Source organism: Protofrankia sp. CiP1_Cm_nod3, from assembly GCF_982290655.1.
In genome coordinates, this window is record NZ_CEVIVD010000040.1 from 16,707 (window position 1) to 31,511 (window position 14,805).

A 14,805-nucleotide genomic window follows, 5' to 3' on the forward strand; every position below is an offset into this window, starting at 1 on the left:
TCGGCGTGGTCGGGGCCGGGGTGGCCGGCGGGTCGGCCACAGCCGGTGGCCGTGCGGGCCCCTGGGGGGCGGTCAGCTGTGGCGTGTTGACGATTCGTAGCTGGCTCGAGCGTATCGAGGGGGCCTGGGACGGATGGAACACGATCTCCGCCAGCGTGTAGGCGCCGTCGGGCAGTGCCCGGGTGTCCACGGTGGCCTCGTACGGGGCGGCGGGCACCACCTGGACGACCGTTCCGGGCCCCCGCAGGACGAACGCCGCCCAGGTCCAGGCGTCCGCGGTGGCGGTGGCGCGCAGCCGCACGACGCCGCTGACGGTGCCGCGGTCGGCCGTCGGCCCCGCCGTCGACCGGGCGGCGAGCGCGAGCACGGCCGTCGACGACGCCAGTGCCGGGGCGACGACGGACCTGTCCGCGCCGGCCGCGCCGGCCGGGCCGGCCGGTGTGGTGAACCGTGTCAGGAGCAGCGCGACCGCCGCGAGAACGCCGAGGACGACCGCCGACACGGCGGCAGGCCACCTCCGGCGGGCACGGCCGTAGCCGCGATGTCGATCCATGGAACCTTCCGTCCGGTCGGCCCCCCGTGTGTCCCCCTTCGCCGGCCCATGGATCCGGGCCCGCCGGAGCGGCCATCGGGCGTCAAGGTCATTACCATGCCGCCGCCAGCCGTCCGACCGGTGCCCACAATAGCGAACAGCGGACAGAACGGGTCATCGGGCCCATTCGCCACCGTGCCGGCGAACGGCCCGACGGCCATGTCCGCTCCGGTGGGCGGACCGCCTGGACTGCCCCGGTCACGTCACGCGCCCAGCCGCGACGGGAGCGCACATCGGACAAGACGGGAGCACGCGTCGGGCACGGCGGGAGCAATACCGCGAGGCCCCGCGACGGGAACATGCGGTGGGGACACGCGGTGGGGAACATGTGCCCGGGCATGCCGCGGCACACCGCGGCGGGGCATGGCGGGACATAAGGCCCGCGGCCATGGAACAAACCGGCCGCTGCCGCGAGCCGGAGTGCCAAAGCGCTGGCAGAAGGCCTGGCAGAAGGCACAGCCCAGGCCGTACGGGCGGCTTCCGGCGCATTCAGGCGGAGCGCGGCCGGATGCTTCCCGGTAACATAACGAGCCATGGCACCGGAAATCGCGATCGACGGTACCCCGGTCGCCAGCACGCGTCCGCCGGGCACAGATCGGTGCGGGCCGCAGCAACGAGATCCACGCGATCGAGGATCCGCTGGATGCGCTCCCCCGCGATGAGCGACGCGCCCGAGCCGGTCATGGGCTGCCCCGGCTGCGAGCGGGACGATGTCACCGGGTAACCGAAAACGTCACCGGGTAACCGGAAACCGACGGACGACACCGCTCCCGACGAAGCCGGGAGTGAGGACGACGGCATAGTGCACCACACCCGACAGAACATCCGTACTCACCCGTTGCGGCCGTCCTACCGGACGGGGAGCGTTCGTCATACCCTTCGCGCAACTTCCCGGCACGGCACACGTCCGAATCGGTAAAATATCACCGAACCGGGCATGCCGCGCCCCGACTGTCCACAGGAGCCAGACCGATGCCCATTGCCACCCCAGATATCTACGCCCAGATGCTCGACCAGGCCAAGGCGGAGGCATTCGCCTACCCTGCGATCAACGTCACGTCGAGTGAAACCCTGAATGCCGCACTGAAGGGCTTCGCGGACGCCGGGAGCGACGGTATCGTACAGATTTCCACCGGAGGGGCCGAATTTCTCTCCGGTACCCGGGTGAAGAACATGGTGCTCGGCGCGCAGGCGCTGGCCGAGTTCGCCCACCATGTCGCCAAGGCGTACTCGGTCAACATCGCGCTGCACACCGACCACTGTCCTGCCGGCAAGCTCGACACCTACCTGCGCCCCCTGGTCGCGATCTCCAAGGAGCGGGTGCTCAGGGAGGGCCGCGAGCCGCTGTTCCAGTCCCACATGTGGGACGGCTCCGCGGTCGAGATCGAGGAGAACCTCAAAATCGCCGACGCGCTGCTGGCGGACACGGCCCAGGCGAAAATCGTCCTGGAGGTGGAGATCGGTGTCGTCGGCGGTGAGGAGGACGGCATCGTCGGCGCGATCGACGAGAAACTGTACAGCACGCCCGAGGACATGTGGCGGACCGTCGAGGTCCTCGGCGCCGGGGAACGGGGCCGCTACCTGGTCGCGGCAACCTTCGGAAACGTGCACGGGGTATACAAGCCGGGCAATGTGAAACTCCGTCCGAGTATCCTGCGGGATGGTCAGCAGTATGTCGCGCAGAAGCTCGGGCTGCCAGCCGGGGCCAGACCTCTCGACCTGGTCTTCCACGGCGGGAGCGGTTCCGACCTGTCCGAGATCCGCGAAGCGGTGGATTACGGCGTGATCAAGATGAATGTGGACACCGACACCCAGTACGCGTACACCCGGCCGGTCGTCGACCACGTCTTCCGGAACTACGACGGCGTTCTGAAGGTGGACGGCGAGGTCGGCGTGAAGAAGCACTACGACCCGCGCAGCTACGGCAAGGCGGCCGAAGTCGGCATGGCCGCCCGAGTCGTGAAGGCGTGCGAGGACCTGCGTTCCGCGGGACGCTCCCTCGCCAACTGACCCCGCTTGGGCGGGACGGCCCCACAACACGCTCGCCAGACCGGGCTTCGTCGTCCGGCTGGCGAGCGTTCGCGTGCGGGTGCCGACCCATCGGCCTCCCGGCGCCCGGGTGACCGGATGGCCGTCACCTTTCAACGGCCATCCGTATATGACGCAGGTTCCGGAAAGGTCGCATCATCGTCGGATCACGGCACTGTACGTATGGTCCTGCCGTTCGACGTGTCTTCGGCTGAATCAGCGGTGTTCCGCGCCGCGGGCGCCGGGCCGGCCGGGCCCGGCTTCCGGCCCATAGCACGCGGATCGCCGGCCCACGCACTGGCTCCTATCCGGATAATCCGGCCCCGATCGCCACCGGCACGGCGGGATACCGAGTTTTCCCGGCAATAAAAGTATGATGAAATCAATAAGCGCGCGTACCCGTGCGCTACCATCCGCTCCCGGGCCCCGACAAGAGCCGCCGGCCCGGTGTGCACATCCTCACGAAGCGTATTCCCCGCTTGTTCGGCGCCCAGCAATTGTTGTTATGGTCTGCGCCGTGCTCGCGACACAGCGAACACACGTCGGGCGGCACGCCGAATCCTGCCCTCGCCCGACGAAAACCCAAACTCGTGGCAGGAACGGGGGACCCACTTCTGGGCGCCGATACCGGGCGTCCTCGGGGTGAAGCCGCACATGCGGCCGGGCAGTCCCAGCCCGAACCCGACAGCTCACTTCGCAGGCGTGGGGAAGGGCATAAAACCAATATGTCCAGTGCACGTTCCCGAAATCGACAGCACGGAACCGGCCGAATCCGGCTGGGCGCGCGGGCGCTGGTAGTCGCTCCCGCGCTGGCCGCGGCGGTCGGCGGAAGCATCGTGATGTCACAGCCCGCCAGCGCCGCCACCACCTGGGCGCAGCTACGCCAGTGCGAGTCCGGGGGGGACTACACCGTCAATACCGGCAACGGTTATTACGGTGCCTACCAGTTCTCGCTGAGCACCTGGCAGAGCCTCGGCTACCCGGGGCTGCCCAGCGACGCCTTGCCAGCCACCCAGGACGAGGCCGCGCTGAGACTGGCCAACCGGTCCGGCTTCGGCCAGTGGCCGGTCTGCGGCCAGGGGATGGGCGCCGACCAGCTGGTGGCGAGCGCCAGCTCGTCCGGGGCCGGATCGCCCAGCACCGGCACCGGCACCGGCACCGGCTCGGCGGGCGCGGCCGGGTCGACCGGGGCCCAACGCTGGGTGGTGCGTCAGAGCGCGCAGAGTCTCGCGGACAACACGCTGTTCACCACCGGGCTGATCTATCAGGTGCGCTCGGACGTACGAGCCTGGCAGCGCCAGATGAACAGGCTCGGCTACCGGATCAGGATCGACGGCCGCTACGGCCCCCAGTCCGCCTTCGCCGCCACCCTCCTGCAGAACTCGCGGGGACTGCAGGTGGACGGTATCTGCGGCCCACGGACCTGGACGGCCACCTTCGACTGAACACGGCCAGCCAACCAACCGGCCAACCGGCCGAACAGCCGGCCGAACAGCCGGCAACTGGCCGAACGACCCAGCGGTCGAACGGCCTCTGGCGGACGGCACCGCCCACCGGCGGCACGCACAGTCCGCACACAGCCGGCCCACCCGTGGCTGGACATCCGACCGGACCGGGCTGGCGCGCCATGGACAGCGCAGCCACGATCCCCTTTCATGCCAGGCCTCCGGCCGCATCCAGGAGAACCCCGGATGCGGCCGGCCCGGATCCGGCCCGGCAGGGCCGGGGACCGCTCCGGACGGCTCCGCTTCCCGGAGTGCCCCAGAAGTGACAACAAGCACATTCACGATACGAAAGAAACTTCGTCCGTCACCATAAGTCACAGAAATCGGAGAAGGCGACCCCGCCGCGGGGCGGAGTCACACCGTCAGCTACGGTGACACGTTCAAGGCGCTTAGCCCATTCGGGTGATAACAGTCACGTCGGTGTAGTTCATCCGACACCCCGATTTGCTTCGATAGAACCAGACTCGCTAGAGTCCTCCCCACTCGCCGGATCGGTGAGGCCGCCCGGACGGACGCCGAGTCCTGTCCCCGTTCGGTACGGCCCGAGCTACCGCGGAGCCACAAGGACAGGATCGGGGGAACCACCATCCGGACGTCCGTCCACGGAGTCCTTGGGGTAAAGCCGGCAGTGCCTCCTGGTGCCACCGGCCGGGCCTGATTCCCGCCCGCACCCGACAGCTCACCTCGTAGGCGACGGGAAGGACCGACCCACATGCCGTCTGGTGGCAGGCACCGCGCCCCGCAACCTCCCTCCACCGTCATGAAGGTCCTGCGTACCACCGGTGCCGTGACGGCACTCGTGAGCAGTGGCCTGGCTGTCACGACCGCACCCGCAAGCGCCGCGACCGCTGACGACTTCGCCAAACTCCGCCAGTGTGAGTCCGGCGGGAACTATCTGATCAACACCGGCAACGGCTACTACGGCGCCTACCAGTTCGACGCCCAGACCTGGCATGCCCTGGGCTACTCCGGCCTGCCCAGCGGCGCGCCGCCGACGCTTCAGGACGAGGCTGCCTACAAGCTCTACAACGCCCGTGGCTGGTCCCCGTGGCCGTCCTGCGCGTCCAAGCTGGGCCTGAGCCGTAGCGGCCCGGCACCGTCGTCCAGCGGTATCGTCGCCCCCAGCGCTCCCACCACCAGCCCGGTACAGCGTGCGATTACTCCGGTGCAGCCAGCGATGACGCTGGAACGCGCCAAGGCCCTGCTGAACTCCGAGAACTTCACCGGGACGGCGCTGTCCAGCACACTGGCCGGCGAGGTCCGCCCCGACGCCTACGTCTGGCAGAGCGAGATGCGTCAGAAGAGGTTCATCCTCCAGGTGGACGGACGCTTCGGGCGGGAGTCCCAGGGACTGGCATCGCTCTACTCGTATCTGACCCGGGTGGACGACGGCGGCGCTGGAGTGGTCGGCAAGAACCTCTGGGACGTCACCGTCACCAACCCGACCGTCCTGTAGCATACCGGGTGCACCTTTTGTACCATTTTATGACTTTGAAATTTTGCGGCTAAAGGTCACGGGACGCTCAACGCCGTTCCTTTGCCGCCGGGTCGCGGCCGGGTGCCCTGCCCGCCTCGTACCCCGATCAGGTGATGGACCTGCCGGCTCTCCCCCTCCCGGCGGGTCCATCATCTGACGGACTTCCCCCTCCGGCTGGCTGCGCGGCCGGCCGGATCCGGCAGGATGAGCCCCATGACACCCTCGCCCGAACGACCGGATCTGCTCGGTGGCCCACCACCGGCCAAGCTCACCATCGATCCCGCCGCGGCGCAGGCGCTGAGCGCCGGCGAGGATCCGCAGACCGTCGCCGGCCGTTTTCCCGGCTCCAGCCTCGCCTGGGCAACCCTGGCCGAACGCTCCCTCGACGCCGGCAGCCCGGTGACCAGCTACGCCTACGCCAGGACGGGATACCATCGCGGCCTCGACCAGCTACGCCGCGCGGGCTGGCGCGGGCACGGGCCGATCCCGTGGTCCCACGAGCCCAACCAGGGCTTCCTGCGGGCGCTCGCGGCACTGGCCCGCGCGGCCACCGCGATCGGCGAGACCGAGGAGGCCACCCGCTGTCGCGACTTCCTCGCCGACAGCGACCCCCAGGCATCCGACGTCCTGGGGCTCAAGGCCACCTGAAGCCACCGGAGAGGCCCCGCGCGGCAACCCGCCAGCATGGGCCGCCAACGGCTCGCCGGCACTCTACTGACGTCCGATGTAAGTTACGGGCGATGCAGGCAGAGGCGGATGACGTTCGTCAACCGCACCGGAGAGCTTGCCGCGCTGGAACGCTGGTGGGCCTCGACCGACCCGCGGCCGGTGGTGGTCTGGGGACGGCGCAGAGTCGGCAAGACCGCCCTGCCGCACCGCTTCGTCGCCGGACGGCGGTCGGTCTTCCACACCGACGCCGGCCGCGCCGCCCGCGGCGAACTGGCGCAGCTGTCCGTCGCGGGCTCGCTGGTGCCGGCCAGCGGGACGCGGACCGGCCAGGCCCGATCCGCCTCGCCGTCTGCGCCCGCGAGGAGATCCGCAACCCGCCACCCGGAATCCTCACCGTCACGGCCGACGACATCTTCTCCCCGCTCTGACGCCTTCTCCCCGTCCTGACGCCGCGCCGGGCCCCGGGACCGATCCGCTGTCGACAGGTCGGCAGGAGCACTGAAGCGCGGCGGACACCGTCTCGATCCACGAAGTCCGTAAACCGCCTCGGGTGGGCCGGTGTCTCGGGGCGACGCGGCAAACCGGTCGGCACGACAAACGATGTGAATCCAGGATTGTGGCCACGGCACCGAATTCACGTCGTTCGGCAGCCAACGCCGCGGTCACGGCCGTGGTCGCCGGAACAGCGGACGGAACAACCGCCGGAACAGTGGCCTTGTTGTTTGCTGATACCGGTTTCAGCACGGACAAGGCCCGATGTATGCGGATCCGGTGCATACCGTGCTTCCATGCCCTCTGCCGAACACGAATCCCCGGTCGCCCTGACCAAGCTTGACCCGGACCTGATGGCCTGGCTGTTGGCCACCGTGTTCGACGTCAAAATGCCCGATTACCACCACGCTCGCACCGAGGCCACCGACGTCCGCGTCATGGTCCCGCGCACCTACCACGCCGACGGCATGGTGCTGTTCTGCGATCCGGTGGACCGGCCGCTGCTGGCGGCCGTGCTGGAGATCCAGCGTGGCCGGGACCTCGCGAAACAGCGAACTTGGAAGCTGTACGTGGCCCAACTGGAGGCCGAGCTGGACGTCGACACGGCGCTCGTGGTCTTCTGCCCCGACCCGGCGACAGCCCGCTGGTACCGGCGCATGCTCCCCCCGGACGGGCCGAGCGGCCTGCTGCTCCGGCCGCTGATCTTTACGCCGGGTGACGTGCCGCTGGTGGTGGACGTACGGCTGGCCCGGGCGAACCCGGCGCTGGCGGTGCTCTCCGCACTCTGCCACGGCGGTGGCGCCGAGGTGGACGCGATGTTCCCGGCGTTGTTGGAAGCGTTGCGTTCCGTAGGCCCACAGAAAGAGATCTTGTACTATGACGTCGTACTGGCCGGGCTGCCCGAAGCGGCCCGGATCCGTTGGGAGGCTTTCATGACCACCACCGCCGATTACGAGTACCGCAGCGAACTGCTCCGCAACACCGCCGCTCAGGGGAAGGCCGAGGGGAAGGCCGAGGGGAAGGCCGAGGGGAAGGCGCAGGGGAAGGGAGAAGACATCCTGACCGTGCTCGACACGCGCGGCGTGCCGGTGCCCGAGGCGGTACGCGAGAAAATCCTGGCCTCCACCGACCTGACCCAACTGGACGTCTGGCTGCGCCGCGCGGTCACCGCGGCCACCGCCGCCGACGTCGTCCACGAGTAGCACACCCAAGCGATCTCCCACCTACCCACCGCCGCTGGCCCAGCCCTCGGCGAAGGTCCCTGTCTGGGTTGTGACGAGGTCGATCGCATCCCGCGCCGCGACCGGCGGGCGGCAACCGTTCTGCTGACCTGCCCTGTCGACGGGAACAGCGGATCACACGGGCGACCACTTCTCCTCCCCGTTGCTCCACCTACGGGGTGGAACAATGGATCGCATGGCCGACACCATCCCGATCTACGGGGTCCGCAACCGCGTTGAGAAGAACGGGCCCGCGATCCGCGATGCGCTCCGTCCAGACGATCGCGACATGTTCGTGGCGGAACTGCGGATCGCGCTGGCGGAGGCGGACAACACCCTCAACCTCGACCCGGTGAGCGTGGTGATCGACAAGTGGTGGGGGCAGGCGGTGCTCACCGCCAACCCAGAGATCGAAACCGGCGCTCTCGCGGACCGTCGACGCATAGCGGCCGGAGACCCCACCGTGCTCGGAGCGACCACCTCATACCCAGCCGGGGATCCGGAGGTGACCAATGGCCAGATACACGATCCGCTGGGTCACCTACGCCGAGCAACAGCGTGACACACTACCCCCCGAGGGCCGCCATGAGCTTGACGCTCTCCTGAACCGGCTGGTCGACGACCCCTATCGTCAGGGCACCTACAACAAGCGCACCGAACTGTGGCGGGCGGTCTTCGGGTACGGACTGCTGACATACAGCATCGAAGACCGATTGCTCACCATTACCGCGCTCCGAGTCACCTGGATCTTAAAACACTGATCAAGCAGCACGAATCCCATCCACAACCACCCGCACAGACCATGATCGGCATAATTTTGTCGTTGTATACTCTTTTTGGCCGCAAAAGCGTACACAACGACAAACTCACGCTGATCTCCACCGATGCCCGGACGTCCATCGACCCATATCGTCGTTCGTGAGGATGCGTGTGGCTACCTACCGGTGCTTTGGGGCGTACTGGCCGGGCTGCCCGAAGCGGCCCGGATCCGTTGGGAGGCTTTCATGACCACCACCGCCGATTACGAGTACCGCAGCGAACTGCTCCGCAACACCGCCGCTCAGGGGAAGGCCGAGGGGAAGGCCGAGGGGAAGGCGCAGGGGAAGGGAGAAGACATCCTGACCGTGCTCGACACGCGCGGCGTGCCGGTGCCCGAGGCGGTACGCGAGAAAATCCTGGCCTCCACCGACCTGACCCAACTGGACGTCTGGCTGCGCCGCGCGGTCACCGCGGCCACCGCCGCCGACATCATCGACGGGTAGCACGCCCAAGCGGCCCCCCACCCAGCTGTCGCCTGACGGTCCGCGACGGCGACATCATCCCGGCCGCCTAGCGGCTGCATCCCGAAACGGGACAGGCGTCGTGCTGGCCGGGTCTCGAGTCGCGTTGGTGTTGGTGATCGGCGCCTGCTAGGCGTCGGTGAGTTCGCGGGCCTGGGTGCCGACCTCGCGGATCATCCGCTCCCAGTCGGGAGTCGCGCCGCCGGCCACGTGGATCGCGGTGCGCGTGGCGGTGAGGGACTTGTGCAGAGCCTCTTCGAGGGAGTCAGCATCGACGATCATTGTGACGTCGATGCGGCCGGTGCTGAGAGTCGCGCCAAGGTCGGGGTCGGTGACGTTGTGCAGGTTATACAGAGTGTCAGCAAGGAGATCAGTGAGGCGTCAAGACCGTCGAGCGGGCCACTGGCCTTGAGCTCGATCATGGTGTAGTACGTCACGACATGTCCTCCTTCCAGGATGTCCGGCTCTTCAGATACCCGCGGAGGTTCTTCCCGTAGTTGGGGTCGGACAGGGTGAGGTGCACGAACTTCTTGTGAAGCTCACCACAGGTGCAGAACATCTTGAAGTAGCCCTTGCCCCTGTCAACCTTCCAGCCCTGCTTCTCCGCGCTCCGTAGAACGGCCTCCAGCTCCTTGATCGGGTGCCGTGGCCTGAGCATCCCTCAGCCTCCGCTCGAACTTACCCACGTCGCCGGTCGGACACAGTGTTTCGCGGCTAATTACACAAGTGCAATTCGCCATGCGTGGTCTTTTCGTGGCCATACGCGAGGTCCTGATGTGTTGAGACGGTTGGATTCCGCCTCTCAGGGCGGTCGTGGGGTCGTTCACCGGGCATGGCGCCTTCCATCGCGGCGTAGACGCGGCGTCCCGACAGTTGGATGACCCCCGCTCGCGGGTCAGCGGCGGTCAGCGGTCGGTGCCGGCGGCCCAGTCCTCGGCGAAGGTTTCTGTCTGGGCGATGACGAGGTCGATCGCCTCCCGGGCCGCGTCCGGGGGGTAGCCGTGCCGGGCGAGCAGGCGTTTGATGATGGTGCGCATCCGCGCCCGGACGTCCTCGCGGATCGTCCAGTCGATGGTCACCGACTTCCTGACCTGGACGACGAGGTCGCGCGCGATCGCGGCGAGCTTGTCGTCCCCCAGCTCCCTGACGGCGGAGGCGTTCTGCGCGACGGCATCGTAGAACGCGAGCTCGTCGGTGGACAGCGGTGGTGTGAAGCGTCGGCCGCGGTCACCCTCGGTGTTCACCTCCCTGGCCATCTCCGCCAGTTTGGTGAGGATCTCGGCGGCGGTCAGGTGCTGGTTGCGGTAGGCGTTCATCAGCTCGACGAGCCGGTCGGAGAAGCTGCGCCGGCGGACGATGTTGTGCCGCGTGACCTGACGCATGGTCTGTTCGACGGCCCGCCGCAGCGCCTCGATCGCGAGGTTCGGGGTCTTCGACGCCCGCAGCCGCTCCAGGTATGCCTCGTCCAGGTGGGAGAGGTCGGGGGGCCGGGAGATCCCGGCCGCCTCGTAGAGGTCGGTGACGCCGCCGGCCTCGATCGTCGCGGCGGTGAGCTGGCGCAGCAGGATCTCGACCTCGTCGGGGACGGGCAGGCCGGCGGCCCGCCGCTCCTCGGCGTCCAGTTTGGCCATCGACACCCGGACGGCGTGGAAGAACGCGATGTCGGGGCGCAGGTCGTCCAGCTCGTCCCGGACGGCGCACAGCGCGTAGGCCCGTTCGAGGCGGGCGGCGGCGTCGCGGAACCGGGCTGCGCGCGGGAGCTGGCCGTCCCGTGCCGTGTTCCCCGGCCGGGCCGGGTCGTGCAGGTACTCGATGGTGCCGTACAGGGCGTCCTTGTAGGCCGTCCGGGTGCCGGCGGCGAGCGCCGCCCGCCAGTCGTGGTCGGTGAGGATCCTGACGATGACGTCGTGCAGGTCACGGACCTTGCCGATCATCTCGCCGATGTCGCGGCCGAGGGGCTGCTGCGCCTGATCGGTGGAGGTGTACTCGGCGAGCGCCGCACGCAGCCGGTCGGCCACCGGGGCGTAGGCGACGAGCAGGCCGTCCCGCTTGTTGCGGTGGGTGCGGTTGACCCGGGCGATGGCCTGCATGAGCGCGGCGCCGCGCATCGGCCTGTCGAGGTACATCGTGTGCAGTGGCGGCGCGTCGAACCCGGTGAGCAGCATCGACTGCACGATGACCAGTTCGAGCGGGTCGTCGGCGTCACGCACCCGGGACTGGATCACCTTGTTCTGGGACGGCCGCCGGACGTGCTTGAAGATCTCGCCCTTGTCGTCGGTGTTCCCCGTGTAGACGACCTTGATCTTCCCGCGGTCGACGGCGTCGTCGTGCCAGCCGGGGCGCAGCTCGACGATCTCCCGGTACAGGTCCGCGCAGATCTGCCGGGTGGCGCAGACGATCATCCCTTTGCCGGGGCCGTCGATGAACGGGCGCATCCGGTCGGAGCGCGCCTCCCAGTGTTTGACGATGTCGCTCGCCAGGGTCCGGACCCGGGCCGGCGCGCCGTAGAGCGCGTTCATCGCGGCGACGCTGCGGCGCACCCGCTCCTGCTCCGCCTCGTCCAGCCCGGCGGTGATCTCGTCGGCCCGGGTGTCGATCGTCTCGGGGTCGACGCCCGGCGGCAGTTCGAGCGGGATGAGCCGGCTTTCGTGGTAGACGCGGACGGTCGCCCCGTCCTCGACGGCCCGGGTGAGGTCGTAGGTGTCGATGTAGTCGCCGAACACCTTGCGGGTGTCGCGGTCCACCTCCGACAGGGGGGTGCCGGTGAACGCGAGGAACGTCGCCTTCGGTAACGCCTCGCGCAGCCGGAGGGCGAACCCGTCGAGATTGTCGTAGTGGCTGCGATGCGCCTCGTCCACGATCACGATGATGTTCAGCCGGTTGGAGAGCAGCGGGTGCGCCGACTTCGCCTCCCGCTCCTCCTTCGTCAGGCCGAACTTCTGCAGGGTGGTGAACAGAATGCCGCCGGTCGTGCGGCTCGACAGCTCCGTGCGGAGCGTTTCGCGGCTATCGATCCGCACGGGTTTGCTCGGCAGCAGCAGGCTGGCATTGAACACCCCGTGGAGCTGGTCGTCGAGGTCGATCCGGTCGGTGAGCACCAGGATCGTCGGGTTCGCCAGCCGCGGGTCGACGCTGGCCTGGTAGGCGTAGAGCTCCATCTCCATCGACTTGCCGGAGCCCTGGGTGTGCCAGACGACACCAGCCTTCCCGTCGCCGCGGATCGCCTCGACGGTCTTCTCCACCGCCCGGCTGACGGCGAAGTACTGGTGCGCCTTCGCGATCCGCTTCCGCAGGCCCGAGCCGCCCACACTGGCGAACGTGACATAGCCGCGCAGCAGCTCGAGGAACCGGCGCTGGTCGAACAGGCCGTGCAGCAGCACGCTCTGCGCGTCGTCGTAGCGGACGTCGTCAACGTCGCGTGGCTGCCCGCCGGGGTTTCCCTCCCGGCGTACCGGCTGGCCTTTCTCGTCGACGTTCCACGGCGCGAAATGGTTGAACGGGGTGAACGGGGTGCCATAGCGGGCGGTCACCCCGTCGGCGACGGCAAACAGCACGGTGGCCCGGAACGCCAGCGGCCATTCGGCCACGTAGTTCATCAGCTTCTGGTGCGCGACCCGCAGGTCGCCCTTTTCGGCGCCGGCGTTCTTCAGCTCGACGACGGCGACCGGCAGGCCGTTGAGGTACAGGACGAGATCACAGCGGATGCCGTTACGGTTACGGTCGTCGATCCGCACCTGGCTGGCGACGACATAGTCGTTCACCTCCGGATCGCGGAAATCGATCAGCCAGATGGTCGGGGTGTGCTCGGCACCATATTCGTCGACTACGGTGACGGAACGCATCCCGCGCGCCATGAACTCGTGCAGCCGATGGTTCTCCGCGATCGCGTCCCGGGATTCGGACGCGAGCACCACGCCGACGGCATCGTCGACAGCGCTGGCCGGCAGATCCGGATTGATCTGACTGATCGCGTCCCGCAGCCGCTCGACAAGAATCGGCTCAGCCCAGTCCTTCCGCTCCCCACTACCCGGCCCGAGCTGGGCACCCTTCACCGGCTGCCACCCAAGCTCCCCCAGCGTGTCAACGGCCGCCTGCTCCCAGTCAGCCTCGCTCCAGCCCCCCCGACCCGAGCTCACGTCACATCCTCCACAACCTTCTCCGCATCCCGCACCCGAATCTCCCCCGACATCAACTTCGGCAACAACGTGTCCCGCAGCTCGGCGAGCGTGATGGATTCCCCCAGCGCGGCCTCAGCGCGAGATTCCAGGATTTCCAATCCGACACCGATACTCTCGCATTTCTCGGGCGCCGGAACAGCGAGCACGAGATCACTCAACTTCGCCCTACCGAGTTCCGTCTGGCCGGTACTTCCCTCACCCATGGACTCGATCTCGGGCTGAGCTGCCAGTATGGCGAACGCACCACACATCGGATTCATTCGATCCGACGAGAAACGGACTATGGTGACATGCGAGTCGACCGTGGCCGGGATGTCCCCGGCCCATCTTGCCACCCGACCCAGCGTGCCGGCACCTGTGGAGTTGACCAGCACATCGTTCATCTTCAGATATTTACCGGACTGGACATTTCCTGATTCCGTCCTTCGAGCAGGATCGAGGCCCACCCGGCCCGCACGAATGCACTTCTGGTTGAGCACAACGAGGGCATCGTCGTCCTCGGTATAGCGCGGTGCCACGCCGCGCGTCAACGTCTCGACCAAGTCACCGAGCCGGATCTTACGACCGCCCGACCCCTGGACCACGTCAGCAAACCGGGCTTCACCGAGCTGCCGGGACGTAGCAGCGACACGCTCGTTGACAGCAATCTTGTCGTCCAGCACCCCGAGCACCGTAGCAACCTCGCGCTGCCCAGATGGACTCGGCACCCGAATAGGAACTCTACGAATATAGTTCCTATTTAACATCGGCTGAACGCTACCAGAATCAAAGCCAGTCAAGTCCAGTGTCAGAAACAGATAGTACACGAATCGTGGATCGTTACCACAAAAATCATCTACATACAAGGTTGTATTTAGAGGCCAGTAATCGCAATCCACAAAGGAGGGAGAGCCAAGATTGGCAGCCCGGCCAACCGTAACTCCCGGCCCCGGGGCAATAGCCGTATCATGGTAACCAACTATCCCACCGCTACCAACTACAGGAACGCAGCCTTGTGTTCTCTCTCGTGCCGGAAGGTCGTGCCCTCGCCGGAGTGAGACGAACTCCCCGAGGCTCACCTTGTGCCAGTCAGACATCGAGGCGCTCCAGTTGGGTGCGGACTTCTTTTTCCAGGCGGGCGGATTCCTCGAAGTGGGTGAAGAGTTCCTTGGTGAGGCGGGCGATCTTGTCGGCTATTGGTTCGTCGTTGGAGGTGTCGAGTTCGGCGGCTCCCACGTAGCGGCCCGGGGTGAGGACATGGTCGTGGGTGCGGATCTCCTCCGTCGTCGCCGAGTAGCAGAAGCCGGGGACGTTCTCGTACTTCAGGTTCTTCTCGCGGGCCGACTGCGTCCCCCGCCAGGCGTGGTAGGTGCCGGCGATCTTCG

Annotated in this window: 13 protein-coding genes, 2 pseudogenes and 2 riboswitches; of the genes and pseudogenes, 8 read left to right on the top strand and 7 right to left on the bottom strand. The window is 67.6% G+C overall.

The window, feature by feature from the left end; genetic code table 11:
• Window positions 1-553 (bottom strand): annotated as a pseudogene (locus AC5LUJ_RS10345) (hypothetical protein); the annotation flags it as partial.
• Between the two features lie 1,011 nt (window positions 554-1,564).
• On the opposite strand from AC5LUJ_RS10345, the gene fbaA reads away from it, so the two are divergent.
• From fbaA to AC5LUJ_RS10385, 8 genes are all read left to right on the top strand, one after another.
• The gene (gene fbaA / locus AC5LUJ_RS10350; protein ID WP_493464835.1) at window positions 1,565-2,602 is read left to right on the top strand and encodes a class II fructose-bisphosphate aldolase; all 1,038 of its coding nucleotides are present in this window, start codon (window positions 1,565-1,567) and stop codon (window positions 2,600-2,602) included.
• A 587-nt stretch (window positions 2,603-3,189) separates the two neighbouring features.
• Window positions 3,190-3,338: riboswitch (cyclic di-AMP (ydaO/yuaA leader) on the top strand.
• A gap of 7 nt (window positions 3,339-3,345) precedes the next feature.
• Window positions 3,346-4,065 (top strand): transglycosylase family protein, encoded by a 720-nt coding sequence (locus tag AC5LUJ_RS10355; RefSeq protein WP_250285306.1) that lies wholly within the window; start codon window positions 3,346-3,348, stop codon window positions 4,063-4,065.
• Window positions 4,066-4,666: 601 nt separating this feature from the next.
• Window positions 4,667-4,832, top strand: a riboswitch (cyclic di-AMP (ydaO/yuaA leader).
• 5 nt (window positions 4,833-4,837) lie between these two features.
• Window positions 4,838-5,581, top strand: a complete 744-nt coding sequence (locus AC5LUJ_RS10360) for a transglycosylase family protein (RefSeq protein WP_250285307.1) — start codon at window positions 4,838-4,840, stop codon at window positions 5,579-5,581.
• Window positions 5,582-5,815: 234 nt separating this feature from the next.
• On the top strand, window positions 5,816-6,250 hold the full coding sequence (locus tag AC5LUJ_RS10365; RefSeq protein ID WP_250285308.1) for a DUF3151 domain-containing protein: 435 nt from the start codon (window positions 5,816-5,818) through the stop codon (window positions 6,248-6,250).
• Between the two features lie 108 nt (window positions 6,251-6,358).
• The gene (locus AC5LUJ_RS10370) at window positions 6,359-6,718 is read left to right on the top strand and encodes an ATP-binding protein (RefSeq protein ID WP_250285309.1); all 360 of its coding nucleotides are present in this window, start codon (window positions 6,359-6,361) and stop codon (window positions 6,716-6,718) included.
• A 341-nt stretch (window positions 6,719-7,059) separates the two neighbouring features.
• Entirely contained in the window at window positions 7,060-7,965 is a 906-nt protein-coding gene (locus tag AC5LUJ_RS10375; RefSeq protein ID WP_493464836.1) for a hypothetical protein, read from the top strand.
• A gap of 205 nt (window positions 7,966-8,170) precedes the next feature.
• Complete coding sequence (locus AC5LUJ_RS10380) at window positions 8,171-8,545, top strand: DUF6247 family protein (RefSeq protein ID WP_493464837.1); 375 nt, start codon at window positions 8,171-8,173, stop codon at window positions 8,543-8,545.
• A gap of 442 nt (window positions 8,546-8,987) precedes the next feature.
• On the top strand, window positions 8,988-9,245 hold the full coding sequence (locus AC5LUJ_RS10385; protein ID WP_493464838.1) for a hypothetical protein: 258 nt from the start codon (window positions 8,988-8,990) through the stop codon (window positions 9,243-9,245).
• A gap of 147 nt (window positions 9,246-9,392) precedes the next feature.
• On the opposite strand, the gene AC5LUJ_RS10390 is transcribed toward AC5LUJ_RS10385, so the two are convergent.
• The 6 genes and pseudogenes from AC5LUJ_RS10390 to AC5LUJ_RS10415 all read right to left on the bottom strand — a co-directional run.
• Window positions 9,393-9,545 (bottom strand): hypothetical protein, encoded by a 153-nt coding sequence (locus AC5LUJ_RS10390; protein ID WP_250285312.1) that lies wholly within the window; start codon window positions 9,543-9,545, stop codon window positions 9,393-9,395.
• 151 nt (window positions 9,546-9,696) lie between these two features.
• A complete protein-coding gene (locus AC5LUJ_RS10395; RefSeq protein ID WP_250285313.1) occupies window positions 9,697-9,921 on the bottom strand; it encodes a hypothetical protein in 225 nt (74 codons plus the stop codon).
• A gap of 247 nt (window positions 9,922-10,168) precedes the next feature.
• Entirely contained in the window at window positions 10,169-13,399 is a 3,231-nt protein-coding gene (locus AC5LUJ_RS10400; RefSeq protein WP_250285315.1) for a type I restriction endonuclease subunit R, read from the bottom strand.
• Window positions 13,396-14,103 (bottom strand): restriction endonuclease subunit S, encoded by a 708-nt coding sequence (locus tag AC5LUJ_RS10405; RefSeq protein ID WP_493464843.1) that lies wholly within the window; start codon window positions 14,101-14,103, stop codon window positions 13,396-13,398. The genes AC5LUJ_RS10400 and AC5LUJ_RS10405 overlap by 4 nt, the downstream gene beginning before the upstream one ends.
• A 27-nt stretch (window positions 14,104-14,130) precedes the next feature.
• Window positions 14,131-14,517 (bottom strand): annotated as a pseudogene (locus tag AC5LUJ_RS10410) (restriction endonuclease subunit S); the annotation flags it as partial.
• Window positions 14,510-14,805, bottom strand: a 296-nt coding sequence (locus AC5LUJ_RS10415; RefSeq protein WP_493464839.1) for an N-6 DNA methylase, incomplete at its 5' end; no start/stop codon positions are given. The pseudogene AC5LUJ_RS10410 and the gene AC5LUJ_RS10415, both read right to left, overlap by 8 nt.

What these genes read in the sequence shown, in the direction of transcription:
- AC5LUJ_RS10360 (WP_250285307.1), top strand. Translation starts at nt 4,838, where the DNA reads ATGCCGTCTGGTGGCAGGCACCGCGCCCCGCAACCTCCCTCCACCGTC.
- AC5LUJ_RS10395 (WP_250285313.1), bottom strand. Translation starts at nt 9,921, where the DNA reads ATGCTCAGGCCACGGCACCCGATCAAGGAGCTGGAGGCCGTTCTACGG.
- AC5LUJ_RS10380 (WP_493464837.1), top strand. Translation starts at nt 8,171, where the DNA reads ATGGATCGCATGGCCGACACCATCCCGATCTACGGGGTCCGCAACCGC.
- fbaA (WP_493464835.1), top strand. Translation starts at nt 1,565, where the DNA reads ATGCCCATTGCCACCCCAGATATCTACGCCCAGATGCTCGACCAGGCC.
- AC5LUJ_RS10375 (WP_493464836.1), top strand. Translation starts at nt 7,060, where the DNA reads ATGCCCTCTGCCGAACACGAATCCCCGGTCGCCCTGACCAAGCTTGAC.
- AC5LUJ_RS10385 (WP_493464838.1), top strand. Translation starts at nt 8,988, where the DNA reads ATGACCACCACCGCCGATTACGAGTACCGCAGCGAACTGCTCCGCAAC.
- AC5LUJ_RS10365 (WP_250285308.1), top strand. Translation starts at nt 5,816, where the DNA reads ATGACACCCTCGCCCGAACGACCGGATCTGCTCGGTGGCCCACCACCG.
- AC5LUJ_RS10355 (WP_250285306.1), top strand. Translation starts at nt 3,346, where the DNA reads ATGTCCAGTGCACGTTCCCGAAATCGACAGCACGGAACCGGCCGAATC.
- AC5LUJ_RS10390 (WP_250285312.1), bottom strand. Translation starts at nt 9,545, where the DNA reads ATGATCGTCGATGCTGACTCCCTCGAAGAGGCTCTGCACAAGTCCCTC.
- AC5LUJ_RS10370 (WP_250285309.1), top strand. Translation starts at nt 6,359, where the DNA reads ATGACGTTCGTCAACCGCACCGGAGAGCTTGCCGCGCTGGAACGCTGG.